16 protein-coding genes are annotated in these 17,394 nt (G+C 58.5%); 12 read left to right on the top strand and 4 right to left on the bottom strand.

Going from position 1 to position 17,394, the window contains the following annotated elements:
- Positions 1 to 42: 42 nt before the first annotated feature.
- Complete coding sequence (polA, locus tag CD58_RS00185; RefSeq protein WP_025211088.1) at positions 43 to 2,811, bottom strand: DNA polymerase I; 2,769 nt, start codon at positions 2,809 to 2,811, stop codon at positions 43 to 45.
- A 74-nt stretch (positions 2,812 to 2,885) separates the two neighbouring features.
- On the opposite strand from polA, the gene CD58_RS00180 reads away from it, so the two are divergent.
- The gene (locus tag CD58_RS00180; protein ID WP_025211087.1) at positions 2,886 to 3,173 is read left to right on the top strand and encodes a DUF2782 domain-containing protein; all 288 of its coding nucleotides are present in this window, start codon (positions 2,886 to 2,888) and stop codon (positions 3,171 to 3,173) included.
- Between the two features lie 59 nt (positions 3,174 to 3,232).
- Entirely contained in the window at positions 3,233 to 4,183 is a 951-nt protein-coding gene (locus CD58_RS00175; RefSeq protein ID WP_025211086.1) for a homoserine kinase, read from the top strand.
- A gap of 168 nt (positions 4,184 to 4,351) precedes the next feature.
- On the opposite strand, the gene znuA is transcribed toward CD58_RS00175, so the two are convergent.
- Entirely contained in the window at positions 4,352 to 5,281 is a 930-nt protein-coding gene (gene znuA, locus CD58_RS00170; RefSeq protein WP_025211085.1) for a zinc ABC transporter substrate-binding protein ZnuA, read from the bottom strand.
- A 66-nt stretch (positions 5,282 to 5,347) separates the two neighbouring features.
- Here znuA and zur point away from each other — a divergent pair, with 66 nt between their 5' ends.
- The 4 genes from zur to CD58_RS00150 are packed head-to-tail and all read left to right on the top strand — an operon-like array spanning position 5,348 to position 8,144.
- Complete coding sequence (zur, locus tag CD58_RS00165; protein WP_025211084.1) at positions 5,348 to 5,830, top strand: zinc uptake transcriptional repressor Zur; 483 nt, start codon at positions 5,348 to 5,350, stop codon at positions 5,828 to 5,830.
- On the top strand, positions 5,830 to 6,612 hold the full coding sequence (gene znuC, locus CD58_RS00160) for a zinc ABC transporter ATP-binding protein ZnuC (RefSeq protein ID WP_025211083.1): 783 nt from the start codon (positions 5,830 to 5,832) through the stop codon (positions 6,610 to 6,612). The genes zur and znuC overlap by 1 nt, the downstream gene beginning before the upstream one ends.
- Positions 6,605 to 7,393, top strand: a complete 789-nt coding sequence (znuB, locus tag CD58_RS00155) for a zinc ABC transporter permease subunit ZnuB (RefSeq protein ID WP_025211082.1) — start codon at positions 6,605 to 6,607, stop codon at positions 7,391 to 7,393. Before znuC ends, znuB begins: the two co-directional genes overlap by 8 nt.
- A 37-nt stretch (positions 7,394 to 7,430) precedes the next feature.
- Positions 7,431 to 8,144 carry a PA5502 family lipoprotein gene (locus CD58_RS00150; RefSeq protein ID WP_025211081.1) on the top strand — a complete coding sequence of 238 codons (714 nt, stop codon included), beginning with the start codon at positions 7,431 to 7,433 and terminating at the stop codon, positions 8,142 to 8,144.
- Between the two features lie 148 nt (positions 8,145 to 8,292).
- On the opposite strand, the gene katE is transcribed toward CD58_RS00150, so the two are convergent.
- Positions 8,293 to 10,431, bottom strand: coding sequence for a catalase HPII (gene katE, locus CD58_RS00145; RefSeq protein ID WP_025211080.1), 2,139 nt, complete (start codon positions 10,429 to 10,431; stop codon positions 8,293 to 8,295).
- Between the two features lie 262 nt (positions 10,432 to 10,693).
- On the opposite strand from katE, the gene CD58_RS00140 reads away from it, so the two are divergent.
- The 4 genes from CD58_RS00140 to CD58_RS00125 all read left to right on the top strand — a co-directional run bounded on the left by CD58_RS00140 (position 10,694) and on the right by CD58_RS00125 (position 15,108).
- Complete coding sequence (locus CD58_RS00140) at positions 10,694 to 11,701, top strand: methionine ABC transporter ATP-binding protein (protein WP_025211079.1); 1,008 nt, start codon at positions 10,694 to 10,696, stop codon at positions 11,699 to 11,701.
- Positions 11,701 to 12,375, top strand: a complete 675-nt coding sequence (locus CD58_RS00135; protein WP_025211078.1) for a methionine ABC transporter permease — start codon at positions 11,701 to 11,703, stop codon at positions 12,373 to 12,375. The genes CD58_RS00140 and CD58_RS00135 overlap by 1 nt, the downstream gene beginning before the upstream one ends.
- A 79-nt stretch (positions 12,376 to 12,454) precedes the next feature.
- Positions 12,455 to 13,228, top strand: a complete 774-nt coding sequence (locus CD58_RS00130) for a MetQ/NlpA family ABC transporter substrate-binding protein (RefSeq protein ID WP_025211077.1) — start codon at positions 12,455 to 12,457, stop codon at positions 13,226 to 13,228.
- Positions 13,229 to 14,556: 1,328 nt separating this feature from the next.
- Positions 14,557 to 15,108: a hypothetical protein gene (locus tag CD58_RS00125; RefSeq protein WP_025211076.1), complete on the top strand. Its 552-nt coding sequence runs from the start codon at positions 14,557 to 14,559 to the stop codon at positions 15,106 to 15,108.
- A 193-nt stretch (positions 15,109 to 15,301) separates the two neighbouring features.
- Here CD58_RS00125 and CD58_RS00120 read toward each other — a convergent pair whose 3' ends face one another.
- On the bottom strand, positions 15,302 to 15,661 hold the full coding sequence (locus CD58_RS00120; RefSeq protein WP_025211075.1) for a DUF6124 family protein: 360 nt from the start codon (positions 15,659 to 15,661) through the stop codon (positions 15,302 to 15,304).
- 544 nt (positions 15,662 to 16,205) lie between these two features.
- Here CD58_RS00120 and CD58_RS00115 point away from each other — a divergent pair.
- Complete coding sequence (locus tag CD58_RS00115) at positions 16,206 to 16,763, top strand: hypothetical protein (RefSeq protein WP_038436740.1); 558 nt, start codon at positions 16,206 to 16,208, stop codon at positions 16,761 to 16,763.
- Positions 16,764 to 16,890: 127 nt separating this feature from the next.
- The gene (locus tag CD58_RS00110; RefSeq protein ID WP_080712484.1) at positions 16,891 to 17,265 is read left to right on the top strand and encodes a lysozyme inhibitor LprI family protein; all 375 of its coding nucleotides are present in this window, start codon (positions 16,891 to 16,893) and stop codon (positions 17,263 to 17,265) included.
- The last annotated feature ends 129 nt before the right edge of the window (positions 17,266 to 17,394 follow it).

Here is a 17,394-nt window from a genome sequence, read left to right as displayed (position 1 = left end):
CTCCCTCGCCACGGGACTTGCGCCAGCTTCAGAGCCCACGACTCAGTGCGCCTCATCCCAGTTATTCCCCACGCCCACTTCCACCAGCAGCGGCACGTCCAGCGTGGCGGCGGCGCTCATGTGCTGGCGAATTTCCTCGCGCACCTGGTCGACCAGGTCTTCGCGCACTTCCAGCACCAGTTCGTCGTGTACCTGCAGGATGACCTTGGCATCCAGCCCTGAGGCCGTCAGCCAGCGATCCACCGCCACCATGGCTTTCTTGATGATGTCGGCGGCCGTGCCTTGCATCGGCGCGTTGATCGCCGTGCGCTCGGCGCCTTTGCGCAAGGCCGGGTTTTTCGCATTGATATCGGGCAGGTACAACCGGCGACCGAAAATGGTTTCGACGAAACCTTGCTCGGCCGCCTGGGCGCGGGTGCGCTCCATGTACGCCAGCACACCTGGGTAGCGGGCGAAGTAGCGGTCGATGTAAGCCTGGGACTGCTTGCGATCGACACCGATCTGCTTGGCCAGGCCGAACGCGCTCATGCCATAGATCAAGCCGAAGTTGATCGCCTTGGCGCTGCGACGCTGGTCGTGGGTGACGGCCTCCAGCTCAACGCCGAACACCTCGGCGGCCGTGGCCCGGTGCACGTCCAGATCGTTGCGGAACGCATGGAGCAGACCTTCATCCTTGGCCAGGTGCGCCATGATCCGCAATTCTATCTGCGAGTAGTCCGCCGCCAACAGCTTGTAGCCCTTGGGCGCGACGAATGCCTGGCGAATCCGCCGGCCTTCGGCAGTGCGAATCGGAATGTTCTGCAGGTTCGGGTCGATGGAGGACAGGCGCCCGGTCGCGGCGACGGCCTGCTGGTAATTGGTATGCACGCGACCGGTGCGGCTGTTGATCTGCTCCGGCAGGCGATCGGTGTAGGTGCTCTTGAGCTTGCTCAGCGAGCGGTACTGCATCAGCACCTTGGGCAGGGGGTAATCCTGCTCCGCCAGCTCGGCGAGCACCGCTTCGGCGGTAGACGCCTGGCCCTTGGCGGTCTTGCTGAGCACCGGCAAGCCGAGTTTTTCGTAGAGGATCACGCCCAATTGCTTCGGCGAGCCCAGGTTGAATTCTTCACCGGCGATGGCAAACGCCTCACGCTCCAGCGCCACCAACTTCTCGCCCAACTCGACACTCTGCACGCCCAGCAGGTTGGCATCGACCAGCGCACCCTGGCGTTCGATGCGCGCCAGGACCGGCATCAGCGGCATTTCGATTTCGGTGAGCACTTTGCCCAGGCTTGGCGTGGCGGCCAGTTTTTCCTGTAGTGCCTGGTGCAGACGGAACGTCACATCCGCGTCTTCGGCGGCGTAAGGGCCAGCCAGTTCCAGGGAGATCTGGTCAAAAGTCAGCTGTTTGACGCCTTTGCCAGCGATGTCCTGGAAATCGGTCTTGCTTTGGCCCAGGTACTTGAGCGCCAGGCTGTCCATGTCGTGGCGGGTCGCGGTGGAGTCCAGCACATAGGACTCCAGCATGGTGTCGAAAGCGATGCCTTGAACCAGGATGCCGTTGCTCTGATCACCGCCGATGGCGCAGTTGGCCAGGATGTTGGTTTCAAACTTGGCGTGCTGGCCAACCTTGAGCTTGTTCGGGTTTTCCAGCAGCGGCTTGAGGGCCCTGAGCACTGTGTCGCGGTCCAATTGCTCCGGCACGCCCATGTAGGAATGAGTCAGTGGGATGTAGGCCGCTTCAAACGGGGCAACGGCGAACGACAATCCCACCAGTTGCGAATGCTGGGCATCGCCGCCGTTGGTTTCGGTGACGAAGGCAAACAGCGGCGCTTTGTCGAGTTTGGCCAACCAGGCATCGAAGCGCGCCTGATCGAGGATGACCTCATATTGGGCCTCGGCAGCACCGGGCTGTTCTTCGGTGACTTCGACGATCTCCTGGCCGGCACGCTTGGCGTCGCGCTGGTTTTCTTCGAACCAGCTCTTGAATTCCAACAGGGTGTATAGCTCGGCGAGTTTCTCGTGATCCGGCGCACCCATCTGCAGGTCGTCGAGACCGACATCCAGAGGCACGTCGGTCTTGATCGTCGCCAACTCATAGGAAAGCAGCGCCATTTCCTTGTGCTCTTCGAGCTTGGCGGCCAGGGTCTTGGCGCCACGGATTGGCAAGGTGGCAACGATGTCCAGTTGCGCATACAGCTCGGTCAGGCCGCCATTGACGCCCACCAGCAGGCCGGATGCGGTCTTCGGACCGATGCCCGGTACGCCGGGGATGTTGTCGGACGAATCGCCCATCAGCGCCAGGTAATCGATGATCTGCTCTGGAGCGACGCCAAACTTCTCCTTCACGCCAGCCACGTCCAGGGCGCTACCGGTCATCGTATTGACCAAGGTAATGTGCCCGTCGACCAGTTGCGCCATGTCTTTGTCACCGGTGGAGATCACCACCGGACGGTCGGCCGCCGCGCTGCTGCGAGCCAACGTGCCGATCACGTCATCGGCCTCGACGTTGTCTACGCACAGCAGCGGGAAGCCCAGGGCCTTGACGCTGGCATGCAGCGGCTCGATCTGCACGCGCATGTCGTCGGGCATACTCGGGCGGTTGGCCTTGTATTCGGCGTACAGCGCATCACGAAACGTCCCACCCTTGGCGTCGAACACGACGGCGAACGGGCTGTCCGGATACTGCTTGCGCAGGCTCTTGAGCATGTTCAACACGCCCTTGACCGCGCCGGTCGGCAGGCCCTTGGAAGTGGTCAGCGGTGGCAGCGCGTGAAAGGCGCGGTACAGATAAGAAGAACCGTCCACCAGGACGAGGGGGGCTTGGCTCATGAGCAGGATCAACCTTTTCGGCGGGTCCGGGGCTAGAATAGCGGGACCGTTGACGACAAAGGGACAAGGTTATCATGCGTACACTCAATCGCCTGTTACTGGCTGGCTTGTTTGCAATCACCCCGTTGGCCGTCATGGCGGCGGACGACGCACCCTCGGCGGACCCGGATGTCACCATCCGCACCGAAGGCGATAAAACCATTCAGGAGTACCGGCAAAACGGATTTTTGTACGCGATCAAGGTCACGCCCAAGAACGGCAAGCCCTATTTCTTGGTGCGGGCCGACGGCAGCGATGCAAACTTCATCCGTTCGGACCAGCCGGATATGCTGATTCCGTCCTGGAAAATCTTTGAGTGGTAATACCGCTCTGCACTTCAACCGGCGCCCGCTGAAGGGCGCCCGTACTGGCAGTTTTAACCATGTCTGTGTTCACGCCCCTGGCTCGGCCCGAGCTGGAAACCTTTCTCGCCCCTTATGGGCTTGGCCGTCTGCTTGATTTCCAGGGGATCGCCGCCGGTAGCGAAAATACCAATTTCTTTATCAGCCTGGAGCAGGGCGAATTCGTCCTGACCTTGGTCGAGCGCGGCCCGGTGCAGGAAATGCCGTTCTTCATCGAACTGCTGGACGTGCTGCACGACGCCAACCTGCCAGTACCTTACGCCTTGCGCACCACTGACGGCGTGGCGCTGCGGGAACTAGCGGGCAAGCCGGCGCTGTTGCAACCGCGCCTGGCGGGCAAGCACATCAAGCAGGCCAACGCGCAGCATTGCGCCCAGGTCGGGGAGTTGCTGGCGCATCTGCACTTGGCGACCCGGGACAACATGATCAAGCGCAAGACCGATCGCGGCCTGGACTGGATGCAGGAGGAGGGCACGAAGCTGCTGTCGCACCTCGATGCCGCGCCGCGTCAGTTGCTGGAGGCTGCGCTGGAGGAAATTTCGCTGAAGAAGGTAGGCATCCTGGCGCTGCCCCGAGCCAACATCCACGCGGACCTGTTCCGCGACAACGCGATGTTCGAGGGCACGCACCTGACCGGGCTGATCGACTTCTACAATGCCTGCTCCGGGCCGATGCTGTATGACGTCGCCATTGCCTTGAACGACTGGTGTTCGGATGACGACGGTGTGCTCGATGGCGCAAGGGCGCGGGCGTTGCTGGGAGCCTATGCGGCGCTGCGACCGTTCACCGCCGCCGAGGCCGAGCTATGGCCAACCCTGCTGCGCGTGGCGTGCGTGCGGTTCTGGCTGTCACGGTTGATCGCCGCCGAATCGTTTGCCGGGCAGGACGTGTTGATTCACGATCCGATGGAGTTCCAGCAGCGGTTGGCGCAGCGGCAGACGGTCAGCGCGTTGTTGCCTTTCGCCCTGTAACCAGGCGCGAAACAGGATGCTCTTGTGGCGAGGGGATTTATCCCCGTTGGGGCGCGCAGCGGCCCCCAAGAAATATCTGCCGCTGCGGTCCGTCAGATCGAAAACAGGGGCTGCTTCGCAGCCCAGCGGGGATAAATCCCCTCGCCACAGGTTTGTGCATCGACGGCGTTATAACGACTCCAAGCACCCCGCCAGATCATTGCCCAACTTCTCCAACAACTGCTCATACCCCTGCGCTGTCGCCGGGGTATAGCCGCCGAGTGCATCCAGCTCCGCCAGCTTCACCGGCAACCCGGCCACCAGGGTCTCGGCCAGGCGCGGGCGCAAGGGCGGCTCGCTGAACACACAGGTCTTGCCCACGGCCTGCAAGCGCGTGCGCATCGCCGCCACGTGTTGGGCACCGGGCTGGACTTCGGCGGCCACGGCGAACACCCCGGCGTGCTTGAGGCCGTAGGTGTCCTCGAAATAGTCGAATGCTTCGTGGAACACGAAATACGGCTTGCCCACGACCCCGGCCAGACGCGCCTTCAGCCGTGTATCGAGGGCGTCGAGACGCTGGTTGAAGCCCTTGAGATTGCTCTGATAGCGAGCGGCGTTGGCCGGGTCGGCCGCACTCAAGTCGGCCGCCATTTTTGCGGCGATCACCCGCGCATTGGTCGGCGAAAGCCACAGATGGGCGTCGACCGTACCCGGGCGATGGTCGTGATCATGCTCGTCGCCGTCATGGTCATCTTCGGCGTGGGATTGGCTGTCCTGGGCAAAGTGACGCAATTTGAGCCCTGGCAAATCCTGTATGGCCACGGAAGGGAGCGTACGACCGTTGAGCACGCGCGGCAGGAAGCTTTCCATGTCGGGGCCGATCCAATAGAGCAGATCCACCGACTGCACCTTCCGTACGTCGGATGGCCGCAGCGCATAGTGATGGGGCGAAGCGCCGGGTGGCAGCAGCACCTCGGGAACGGCCACGCCGTCCTGCACCGCCGCGGCGATCAGCTGCAGCGGCTTGATGCTGGTCAGTACTTTCACGTCGGCCCAGGCCGGGCCAGTCAGCAGAAAACTTGCGACAAAAACGACAAAGATCGAAAAAATCCGGGACACGATGACCACTCGAAGTGCTGAGAACGGGTAACATAATAACGTCTCTCACTAAACTCGTCGCTGCCCATGCCTATCACACCCCTTGCCAGTCGCCCCCACGATCACTCTCACTGCGTGCACACCGCGCTGTCCGAGGCCGATGCCATCTGCGCACGCCAGGGGTTGCGCCTGACCGCGCTGCGTCGACGCGTGCTCGAGCTGGTCTGGCAAAGCCACAAGCCGCTGGGCGCCTACGACATCCTCGCCGTGCTCAGTGAGCAGGATGGCCGCCGCGCCGCGCCGCCAACGGTCTATCGGGCGCTGGATTTCCTGTTGGAGAACGGCCTGGTGCACCGCATCTCGTCGCTGAACGCTTTCGTCGGCTGCAACCATCCGGAGCACGCCCACCAAGGCCAGTTCCTGATCTGCCGGCAATGCCACGCCGCCATCGAGCTGGAACAGAAGTCCATCAGCGATGCGATCATCGCCAGCGCCAAGGACGTCGGCTTCGTGGTCGACAGCCAGACCGTCGAAGTGGTGGGTCTGTGCTCCGGCTGCCAGGGGGCCTGATGAGCAACGCCTTGATCCGCCTCGAGCAGGTGGCCGTGACGTTCGCCGGGCAAAGCGTGCTGGACAACATCCAGCTGAGCGTCGAGCCGGGGCAGATCGTCACCCTGATCGGCCCCAATGGCGCCGGCAAGACCACCCTCGTGCGCGCCGTGCTGGGTTTGCTCAAGCCCGACAGCGGCAGTGTCTGGCGCAAGCCGAAGCTACGGGTTGGCTACATGCCGCAAAAACTCCATGTCGACCCGACGCTGCCGCTGTCGGTGTTGCGCTTTCTGCGCCTGGTGCCGGGGGTGGATCGCGAGCGAGCCTTGGCGGCGCTCAAGGAAGTCGGCGCCGAACAGGTGATCGACAGCCCGGTGCAAAGTGTTTCCGGTGGCGAAATGCAGCGCGTGCTGCTGGCCCGTGCCCTGCTGCGTGAACCTGAATTGCTGGTACTCGACGAGCCGGTGCAAGGCGTCGACGTGGCCGGCCAAGCCGAGCTGTACAGCCTGATCACTCGTTTGCGCGACCGCCACGGTTGCGGCGTGCTGATGGTGTCCCACGACTTGCACCTGGTGATGAGCACCACCGACCAGGTGGTCTGCCTCAACCGGCACGTTTGCTGTTCCGGGCACCCTGAGCAGGTCAGTGGCGATCCGGCTTTCGTCGAGCTGTTCGGAAAGAACGCACAAAGCCTGGCGATTTATCACCACCATCATGACCACGCCCATGACCTGCATGGCTCAGTGGTCAGCGAATCCTCTGTTTCTACCCATGTTCATGGAGATGGCTGCAAGCATGGCTGATTTTCTGTTGTACGCCCTGCTCGCAGGCCTGGCCCTCGCGCTGGTGGCCGGCCCCTTGGGTTCGTTCGTGGTCTGGCGGCGCATGGCCTATTTCGGCGACACCCTGTCCCACGCGGCGTTGCTGGGCGTAGCGCTTGGGTTTCTGCTAGACGTCAGTCCTGCGGTGGCGGTGACCGTCGGCTGCCTGTTGCTGGCGGTGCTGCTGGTGACCTTGCAACAGCGCCAACCGCTGGCATCCGACACGCTGCTGGGCATTTTGGCCCCCAGTACCCTGTCCCTCGGGCTGGTGGTACTAAGCTTCATGCACGACGTGCGAATTGATCTGATGGCCTACCTGTTCGGTGATCTGTTGGCCATCAGCCCCATGGACCTGTCGTGGATCCTGGGCGGCAGCGCGGCGGTGCTGCTGTTGCTGGTTGCGCTCTGGCGCCCGTTGCTGGCCGTCACCGTGCACGAGGAATTGGCGCGGGTCGAAGGCCTGCCCGTGGTGGGTTTGCGTTTGGCGCTGATGCTGCTGATTGCCGTGGTGATCGCCGTGGCGATGAAAATCGTCGGTGTGTTGCTGATTACGTCGTTGCTGATCATTCCGGCGGCGGCGGCACAGCGGCACGCCCGCTCCCCGGAGCAGATGGCCCTGGGCGCGAGCCTGCTGGGCATGCTCGCGGTGTGTGGCGGGCTGGCGTTGTCGTGGTTCAAGGACACCCCGGCGGGGCCGTCGATCGTGGTCAGCGCCGCTGCGCTGTTTCTGCTGAGTTTTGTCCTGCCCCGCCGAGGGGTGTAGACTTGCTCGCTTTTTGCGCAAATAGAGAGTCGCAGGAATGAAGCCGTTCGCCTCCCGTTATCTGCTCCTTGTCGCATTTTCCCTGCTACTGGGCGCTTGCCAGAGTTCACCGCCGGTCACCGAGGCTCCCGATACGCGGGGCCCGGCCATCGCGCAGCTGGAACAAAGCCTGGCCAGCAATGAGCTGGCCACCGCTGAAGATCAACTGGCCGCCTTGCAGGCCCAGACGCCCGAAGATCCGGCGCTGGAACCCTACCAACGGCAATTGGCCGAGGCGTATCTGCGCCGCAGCCAGATCGATCTGCAAAAAGGCGATGTAAACGCCGCCACCACCGCACTGAGCCGTGCACGTGCCTTGATGCCCAAGGCGCCGGCACTGTCCGGTGAGGTCAACAGCGCCATTGCCGAAGCCCGCAAGGCCGAGCTGGAAAAAGCCGAGGCCGCCCTCCAGGCCGCCGAAGCCAAACCGGTTGCCAAAGTGATTGATCCGAGTGCCGAGAGCACCACCGTTGCGCTTAATATCGGCGATATCCAGAAAATGCGGCGCCAACTGGACGCCATTGCCGCCGATGTAGTGAATTATCAGTGTGACGTCAGCATCCAGGCGCCGCGCACCGATGACTATCCGTGGCTAGCGACCTTGCTGACCAAGCGGGTTAAAAAGCTTGATCCGGGGTTTGAACTGAACCTTCGCAAGCAGACCCTGCGCAATGTGCCGGCGCAGATGGTGCTGACTCCGCGCAAGCCCTGAAAGCATCGTCGGAACGCCGCCCGGAGCAAGCTCGCCCCCACAGTAGTCATGTGTCGATCACTAAACTGTGATCACCCTAGATCCAATGTGGGAGCGAGCTTGCTCGCGATAGCGCCCTACCAGACAACAAGTCTCTTTCGGACACCCATCAAGCCGGAATCGCCTTCGCCTTAGGCTCCCGCGCCCACACCCGATGCTGGGCAATCGCGTCGAAGAATGCCTGGAACTTGCCAGCATCCGCGTCAGGAATCAGCCCCGCATCCGCCTCCAGCTTCAACAACACCAGCAATTGCCGCGCTTCGCCATTCAGAGCAATGGCCTTGAGGTGCTTATAGGCTTCAAGCAAGTAATGCAGGGCCACGCCGTCGGTACTCAAGGCCTTGATCGACTCCGCGCCACCCGGCACGAACACCGCATCAAAGGCAATGGACGGCAACCCTTCCATGGACGCATCCACCGGTAGCGTTTTCCCATCAGCGGTGGTCACTGGCGCAGAAGTCGGCCCCAGCACCTTGGCGTGGGCGCCCTGCGCCTTCAAAGCCTGCTTGAGCGCATCGATGATCGCGCCATCGACACCGTTAGCCACCAGCACCGCCACTTTTCGCGTCTTGATGTCCCCAGGCAGCAGGTTCGCCTGGCTCAAGGCCGGCGATTGCTCCAGAGAGGTTTTCGGCACATCGACGGTGCCCGCAGTGGGGGCGGTCAGCCCCAGGTTTTTTGCCACCCGCGCAGCCAGTTCCAGATCGATGTTAGCCAGGATCTCGTTGACCTGCCGCGCCCGGATGAATTCACGCTCTACCTTGCCCAGTTCGAAGCTGTAGGCGGCAATGATGTGCTCTTGCTCGTGGGCACTCATGCTCTTGTAGAACAGCCGGGCCTGGGAGAAGTGATCGCCAAACGACTCACTGCGCTGGCGGATCTTGTAGGCATCGATGCGCTCCGGATAGCTTTCGAAGCCACCGTCTTCAGGGCCTGGCGGGGTTTCCTTCGGCCAGCCACCATCGATGGAGTTCGGCTCGTAGGACGTGCGCCCCTTATCGATGGTGGTGCGGTGCATGGCGTCACGCTGACCGTTGTGCACCGGGGTGATCGCCCGGTTGATCGGCAGCTCATGAAAATTCGGCCCGCCGAGTCGGCTGATTTGCGTATCGGTGTAGGAAAACAACCGGCCCTGCAGCAAGGGGTCGTTGGAAAAGTCGATGCCCGGCACGATGTGCCCAGGGCAGAAGGCGACTTGCTCGACCTCGGCGAAGAAATTGTCCGGGTTACGGTTCAGCACCATCTTGCCCAGGGGCGTGATAGGCACGAGTTCTTCCGGGATGATCTTGGTCGGGTCGAGCAGGTCGAAGTCGAATTTATGCTCGTCTTCCTCGGCGACGATTTGTACGCCAAATTCCCATTCTGGGTAGTCCCCCATCTCGATCGACTCCCAGAGATCGCGACGGTGGTAGTCAGTATCCTTACCCGCCAGCTTCTGGGCTTCGTCCCACACTAACGAGCAAGTACCGACTGTTGGCCGCCAGTGGAATTTGACGAAGCTGCTTTTGCCTTCGGCGTTGATCATGCGGAAGGTGTGCACACCGAAGCCCTGCATGCTCCGCAGGCTTTTCGGAATGGCCCGGTCGGACATCGCCCAGATCACCATGTGCGCCGATTCCGGCACCAGCGAGACAAAATCCCAAAACGTGTCGTGGGCTGAACCGCCGGTAGGGATTTCATTGTGGGGTTCGGGTTTCACCGCGTGGACAAAATCGGGGAATTTGATCGCATCCTGGATGAAAAACACCGGCATGTTGTTGCCCACCAGATCGAAGTTGCCTTCCTCGGTGAAGAACTTGACCGCAAAGCCACGAACGTCCCGCACGGTGTCGCCGGAACCCCGTGGGCCTTGCACGGTGGAAAAACGCACGAACACCGGGGTTTTCTTGCTTGGGTCTTGTAGGAATCCGGCCTTGGTCAGTGCCGAATGCGCTTCATAGCTCTGAAAGTATCCATGGGCGCCGGTACCGCGGGCGTGAACGATGCGTTCCGGGATCCGTTCATGGTCAAAATGCGTGATTTTTTCACGCATGATGAAGTCTTCCAGAAGCGACGGGCCGCGGGCGCCGGCCCGGAGGGTGTTCTGGTTATCGGCGATTTTCACACCCTGATTGGTGCGCAAAGCCTGCTCGGTGGCGTCGGAGCGAAACGGCTCCAGGCTCTCGAGCTTGGCGTTGGTGTTGCCGCGATCCAAGGTGTCGGTCCCGGCCAGTTGGCTCTTGTTGACCGTGGGCTTTTTGGTACTCATCAGGCATAACTCCTCTTTGCGATCCCGGAGGCCAGGACTCTTGAGTTCGATACCGCAGGTTCCGTACCCGGGCATTTTCGAGTGGCTTAATGAGTGACCGATGCCGTTTGGCCGTGTTCCTTTTTTATGGCCTTTGATCGTGTTATTGCCAAATCACAGGTCTGATCGCAAATAAATGCTAAGAACCTCTATACGGACAGGCTAAAATGCGCCCCCGGCTAACCGCTGACCCTTTTCCAACGCGCCCCACAAGGTTCGCTACGTGATCGAGTTTCAAAACGTCCATAAAACCTACCGGGTCGCCGGTAAGGATATCCCCGCCCTGCACCCGACCAGTCTGACGATTGAGAACGGGCAGGTCTTCGGCCTGATTGGCCATTCCGGTGCGGGAAAAAGTACCCTGCTGCGCCTGATCAACCGCCTGGAAGACTCCAGCGGCGGCAAGATCATCGTCGACGGCGAAGAAGTCACCGCCCTGGACGCCAGCGGCCTGCGGCGTTTCCGTCAACAGGTCGGGATGATTTTCCAGCACTTCAACCTGCTGGCGTCCAAGACCGTGGCCGATAACGTGGCGCTGCCGCTGACGCTGGCGGGCGAATTGTCCCGCAGCGAAATCGACCGCCGTGTTGCCGAGTTACTCGCTCGCGTGGGCTTATCCGATCACGCCAAGAAATACCCGGCGCAATTGTCTGGCGGTCAAAAACAACGCGTCGGCATCGCCCGCGCCCTGGCGACCAAACCCAAGATCCTGCTGTGCGACGAAGCCACCAGTGCCCTCGACCCGCAAACCACCGCCTCGGTCTTGCAACTGCTGGCGGAGATCAATCGCGAGCTGAAGTTGACCATCGTGCTGATCACCCATGAAATGGACGTAATCCGCCGGGTCTGCGATCAAGTGGCGGTGATGGACGCCGGCGTGATTGTCGAGCAAGGCTCGGTGGCCGAGGTGTTCCTGCATCCCAAGCACCCGACCACCAAGCGTTTTGTCCAGGAAGACGAGCAGATTGACGAAAGCGAACAGCGCGACGACTTTGCTCACGTACCGGGGCGCATCGTGCGTCTGACATTCCAGGGCGAAGCAACCTACGCGCCATTGCTCGGCACCGTCGCCCGGGAAACCGGCGTGGACTACAGCATCCTGGCCGGTCGCATCGACCGCATCAAAGACACCCCCTACGGGCAACTGACCCTCGCCATCACCGGCGGTGATATGGAGGCGGCGTTTGCCCGCTTCACCGCGGCTGATGTCCACATGGAGGTGCTGCGCTAATGGAACTGTTGAGTTCGTTCTTCTCCAACATCGACTGGCTGGAAATCTGGCTAGCCACCGGCGACACCTTCCTGATGCTCTTCGGTTCGCTGTTGTTTACCGTGCTGCTCGGCCTGCCCTTGGGCGTGTTGCTGTTCCTCTGCAGCCCGCGCCAGTTGCTCGAAGCCCGGGGCGTATATGCGCTGCTGTCGCTGATCGTGAATATCCTGCGCTCGCTGCCGTTCATCATCCTGTTGATCGTGATGATTCCGTTCACGGTATTGATCACTGGCACGTCGCTGGGCGTGGCTGGCGCGATTCCCCCGCTGGTGGTCGGCGCGACGCCGTTCTTCGCCCGCCTGGTGGAAACCGCCTTGCGCGAAGTCGATCGCGGCATCATCGAAGCGACCCAGGCCATGGGCGCGACGACCCGGCAGATCATCGTCAACGCCTTGCTGCCGGAAGCCCGTCCAGGCATTTTTGCAGCGATTACGGTGACAGCGATTACGCTGGTGTCCTACACGGCCATGGCCGGTGTGGTGGGCGCCGGTGGCTTGGGCGATCTAGCGATCCGTTTCGGTTACCAGCGTTTCCAGACCGACGTCATGGTGGTCACGGTGGTGTTGCTGCTGGTGCTGGTCCAGGTCCTGCAGACCGCGGGCGACAAACTGGTTGTACATTTTTCTAGAAAATAAGGCCTCGCGGCCAATAAACCATGAGCCGGCCATTCGCTGGCAGGCGCCGAGAGCAGGCGCCTCACAAGGAGTTAGCTGAATGAAAAAACTACTGGTTGCCTTCGCTGCCGCCGCAGCGTTTTCCGCCCACGCCGCCGACACCCTGACCGTCGCCGCAACGCCGGTACCGCACGCGGAAATCCTCGAATTCGTCAAACCGGCCCTGGCCAAAGAAGGCGTCGACCTGAAGGTCAAAGTCTTCACCGACTACATCCAGCCGAACGTACAGGTCGCGGAAAAGCGCCTGGACGCCAACTTCTTCCAACACCAGCCGTACCTGGATGAGTTCAACAAAGCCAAGGGCACGCACCTGGTGAGCGTGGCCGGTGTGCACCTGGAACCCCTGGGCGCGTACTCCAGCAAGTACAAGGCACTTACAGAACTGCCGGGCGGCGCCAACGTGGTGATCCCGAACGACGCCACCAACGGCGGCCGCGCGCTGTTGCTGCTGGCGAAGGCTGGGGTGATCAAGTTGAAGGATTCGAACAACATCCTGTCGACTACCAAGGACATTGTTGAGAACCCGAAGGATTTGAAATTCCGTGAACTGGAAGCGGCGACCATTCCGCGGGTGCTGACCCAGGTGGATCTGGCGTTGATCAATACCAACTATGCGTTGGAGGCGAAGCTTGATCCTTCCAAGGATGCGCTGGTGATTGAAGGTAGCGACTCGCCGTATGTGAACATCCTGGTGGCTCGTGACGACGACAAGGACAGTGAGGCGATGAAGAAGCTGGTTGCGGCGTTGCACACGCCGGAAGTGAAGGCTTTTATTCTTGAGAAGTACAAAGGCGCGGTTTTGCCGGCGTTTTGATCTGATCGGGTGGTGAAAAAACGGGGCTGCGTGGGAATGCAGGCCCGTTTTTTTATGCTCGGAATGTCGAGAAGCTCATGGATAGCTCACTTTCGCCGTCGATAGAGCGAACCGATTAGGCTTCATAGTCCTATTGCAGCCTGTGCAATTGACATGTGTGGACAGTGGACAAGGTGATGGCAAATAGATAGCATTATTATCAGCTAGCAAGGCTTGTCGTCATCTATCTCGTGTTTCTTCCCTGACTAGTGTCAAGTCTGCCAGGGCCAGCTCGAGCTAGACAGGGTTTTGTAGAAAAAAAGAAACTTTTTACGAGCGCGCCATCAATGACAAGAACACAACAATCACATACCGCCCAGTAGTGGTTGTAAACCGGTGAGATGTGGTAATAATCACCGCGCTGTTTTAGAAGAGGCCCTAGAAGAAATCATGTTATTTTATTTGACACGATTGTTTTTATATCACCTTCCTGACGCGCTCTTCCAGCTCCATCTATAGTATTACGCTCAACAAACACCGCTCGCTCCGCTCAAGATATTCGCAAAGCTATACTTTTGTTCGTCTGTAGCTCGACCGTAAAACAATAGGAGTTCCAGTGAAAAACTTTGATCCATTCATGAAAAAATCATGGCTCATCCTAGTAATCAGCGGGGTGATGATTAGCATTCTACCCTCAACAATATCCTACTCAGTAGGCTTTCTTTTAATAAGTTCAGTCTGGTTAGCCATCTACATTGCTTTTGTTATATTTTCATTGAATAAATTAGCCACCGAAGACGGTCTTCTGAAAACAAAAAAACCTATAACAATTTGGGGCTATATTTGGCGTTCAATTATTGTGTACTGGATTTCATGGACTCTAGCCATGTTCCCAGCCCTCATGATCATTGGGACACAACCGTACCCGTCAAACCCGTCAATTCCTGCTTTCCTTTTTATAAGCACACTTCAAGCGCTGTTCTCAATAATCGTGATATGGGCCATTTTTTCGAACGATAGAAAGTCTCAGATTCGTTGGCTTATCTCGTTGGGTCGTGGTTATTGATTTTTACTGGATAAAGTCGTTTCGCTTCGTTTAATGGGGCTGGATAAAGCCAGCCCACGACAAAGTAGTTATCTCCTAGAGAGTTTTTCCCGCAACCAGTTTTATAAAAAAGGCTAGTGGCTTTATTGGAAGCGTTGAACTCGGATAAAAGCTTGCTTTGAGGAACCATGACTTAGCTTGTGGGGATGGAATAAGTTATAAACTTGATTATCAAAAAATTCCGTATTTGTCTGAGCAATCGAAGGCTGTTTATGCTACGACATATAAAAACAAGGAGCGACAAATGAAGAATATTAGCTTTCAAAGAGTCGCACTAAAATCGCTATCAGGCCTAGAATATTTAAGACCGTTGTATCGCCAGGCACTTCAGCTGAATTTCATTTTTTTGTTTTCGTTTCTTATATCGGGTTGTTTGAGCGCCGAGTATATAGACCCTTATATTACTGATGAAGTTCGACAACACCCTATGTCGGATACGGCCGTTTTTTCAGCGGTTCAATTCTCCGGAAATATCTTGGGGCAAATAATTAGTGTAGACGGTGTTGAGACAAGCTGTTGGAGGGCTGGTTGCCCTGGTTGGGTACGGGTAACGCCGGGTGATCATGTATTCAAGGTAAGATTTAGCATTTTTTACGGTATCAACTCATACAAGCACGGAGAGGACGATTTGCATATAACGCATATGGAAGCTAAGCACGTCTATGACACGGTGTTTACCTATCAAGACAATCAGTTTTCCGTGGCGCCTAGAGACTTGGGTGAGGAACCTGAGTACGGAATGAATGTCGGGCTCAAGGGAGTCAACCAACGATATGTTCCGGTGCGTTTTAAGTGATTCCAGAATCCCCATGTTATTTACACCCTAATTAAAGAACGGACTAAAGAACAATTAAAAAACGTGACAAAAAACGTGACGGATTTATTTCCACCTAAAGCAAATGCATTATTGAGTTATGCGGGCTGTCGGCACCAAATAACGAACCCGCCACGAGGTGTCGGGTTCGCTTTTATCGACAGATGTTTATCTGCTATTGCGGATCAACGTTATCCAACACCCGGTTCGCCAGCAATGAACTCAATTCAATCAACTGCTGGATGCCGAGGAGGATGTGACGGCGAGGGCCTTCCAGGTCGAAAGCCAGGTTGCTGACCATCGCGTCGGCTGCCGCCAGGGTTTCGCTGAGGTTTGCGAGAAGGGATTCGTTGTCAGCGTTTTTTGCGACGGTGAAGAGCTGACCCGGTTGGGACGCATCTTCGGACCTTTCCGATTTTGGTAGCAGGTAGTAATCCAAGGCGCGATTGGTAGCTTCGTCGTGCTTTTTGGCCTTGGATTTGGTATGCGGGGAAGTACGGTCCGCCTGTGGCGGATTCGGTGTAGGTTTGAACATGTACTAAGTCCTATAGGTGAAGCCGCAACCCTCTAGCTACTAAACAAGGGGAGGCAGCTGTACGCAGGTTAGTAGACCGGGGACTTAGCAAGCCGGCGCGCCCGAAGGCGCCCTGCGCACAACCGCCATCAAATACAGGCATGGAGACGCCTGTCTGACGGAGCTAATGCACCTACTAAATACCTCGGGCTACTAAACCCGACCACTGATGGGCAGTGGCAGGAAAACGATAGAACCCGGGGGCAAGGCGCACAAGCGGGCGGATTCTGGCGTAGTTGTAGGCAAAGGCGCAAGGTTGGGTAGCCTGGCGGACGGGGAAGGATGCGAGGATAAACAGGGCTTGGTTTTGACCCGTAAATTGGCGCTAGACGGGTTTGGTTGGGGAGGTTGAAGTGGGGCTGCTTTGCAGCCCAGCGGGAGCAAGCTCCCTCGCCACGAATGTTTGACCGGTCCCTCGCTCGATGCCTGGTGGCTACTGTCTTTCGGTCTGCAAAGGGGGGTGGAGGGCAGGGTAGACTTGCCCCTTTTTTATCCGAATGCACTCATGAATTCATTACGCGAAGACAATCGAAAGCGCTTGATACGACTCATCGACCAGATCCCTGTCGATGAGAACCCCGAGGGTTGGACTCATATTGCTTCGATAGCCGTCGGTGGGCTGCTATCGGTAGGTTTTTCACAAAAAGGTCCCTACTTGCTGGTCGTCTCAAGCTCGGGTCGGAGTGTCGTGCACTGCGACACAGGAGAAAAAATTGAGCGCGACTATGAAGAATATGCGGGCCTGAGCGAGCTCGGGTTGCATTGCCAGGGCATTGGCGTGATCGCCGATGAAGTCATACCGCTGTGTGGCATTCAGGGTGGTGGCTTGCCAACTGGCAACGTCGCCGGGGAAGGACTGGAGTTGGTTTCCCCGGATTGGCCTGAAAACAGCCTTATTCTGAGCAAACCCTTCAAAAATGCTCTGATTGAGGGTCATCAGGCGGATTGCACGGTGATCTACAGGGACCACGTGAGGGCGTTCGGATTCTCCTGGTGTGGGAACTACATCGTTGCGGCGTGCAGCAGCGACCTCGATCTTTGGTCGAGAAAGTCAAAGTTGTAACGAAAGGCAGTCGCCGGCTGCGCGGCGGCCAAGGGCGTTGCAGTTCTGCTTCATTGTTCAACAACCCTCATGATAAATTCCCCGCCGCGACCTCTAATCAATAGAGGGCATTCAGGGAGAGAAGTAAGTGATCAAGTCTTTGTTGGTTGGGGCATTGCTGGCAATGGCATCCGCATCGGCATCTGCGATGAGTTGCGATAACCCTAGAAACGCCTATGACAGAACCTATTGCGCGTCGCTGAAAATGGTTCAGTCGGATCAGGAAATCAATGATCAATACAAGAAGACGATGAGTGCCTTGAACCCGGATCAAAAGAAAAAAGTGAAAGCCGCTCAAATCCAGTGGATCAAAAATCGTGACAGCGCCTGTTCCAACGATGGCCTGCTCTACCTGGACTGTGCCAATGAGAAGACCGAGGCGCGTATCGTCATACTCAAAGCTGTCGAGCGCGAGTGCCGTGCTGCCGGTTGCGACGACGCCAAGCTGTCGCAAGTCGAGTAACCCAAGTCGTATTCCACGAAAAACCCGACGTAAAGCGTCGGGTTTTTTCATTATCAGTACTTCGCAGCCCAGCGGGAGCAAGCTCCCTCGCCACGGGTTTTGGTTCAATCGGGGCCGTGGGTGTAATTC

The organism is Pseudomonas brassicacearum (assembly GCF_000585995.1).
Taxonomy (GTDB): Bacteria; Pseudomonadota; Gammaproteobacteria; order Pseudomonadales; family Pseudomonadaceae; genus Aquipseudomonas; species Aquipseudomonas brassicacearum_A.
The sequence above is the reverse complement of the archived record's forward strand: the minus strand, read 5'-3'. Positions and strand labels throughout refer to the sequence as shown.

Coding starts and splice junctions, on each gene's coding strand:
- polA (WP_025211088.1), bottom strand. CDS start 2,811: ATGAGCCAAGCCCCCCTCGTCCTGGTGGACGGTTCTTCTTATCTGTAC.
- CD58_RS00180 (WP_025211087.1), top strand. CDS start 2,886: ATGCGTACACTCAATCGCCTGTTACTGGCTGGCTTGTTTGCAATCACC.
- CD58_RS00175 (WP_025211086.1), top strand. CDS start 3,233: ATGTCTGTGTTCACGCCCCTGGCTCGGCCCGAGCTGGAAACCTTTCTC.
- zur (WP_025211084.1), top strand. CDS start 5,348: ATGCCTATCACACCCCTTGCCAGTCGCCCCCACGATCACTCTCACTGC.
- znuC (WP_025211083.1), top strand. CDS start 5,830: ATGAGCAACGCCTTGATCCGCCTCGAGCAGGTGGCCGTGACGTTCGCC.
- znuB (WP_025211082.1), top strand. CDS start 6,605: ATGGCTGATTTTCTGTTGTACGCCCTGCTCGCAGGCCTGGCCCTCGCG.
- CD58_RS00150 (WP_025211081.1), top strand. CDS start 7,431: ATGAAGCCGTTCGCCTCCCGTTATCTGCTCCTTGTCGCATTTTCCCTG.
- katE (WP_025211080.1), bottom strand. CDS start 10,431: ATGAGTACCAAAAAGCCCACGGTCAACAAGAGCCAACTGGCCGGGACC.
- CD58_RS00135 (WP_025211078.1), top strand. CDS start 11,701: ATGGAACTGTTGAGTTCGTTCTTCTCCAACATCGACTGGCTGGAAATC.
- CD58_RS00130 (WP_025211077.1), top strand. CDS start 12,455: ATGAAAAAACTACTGGTTGCCTTCGCTGCCGCCGCAGCGTTTTCCGCC.
- CD58_RS00125 (WP_025211076.1), top strand. CDS start 14,557: ATGAAGAATATTAGCTTTCAAAGAGTCGCACTAAAATCGCTATCAGGC.
- CD58_RS00120 (WP_025211075.1), bottom strand. CDS start 15,661: ATGTTCAAACCTACACCGAATCCGCCACAGGCGGACCGTACTTCCCCG.
- CD58_RS00115 (WP_038436740.1), top strand. CDS start 16,206: ATGAATTCATTACGCGAAGACAATCGAAAGCGCTTGATACGACTCATC.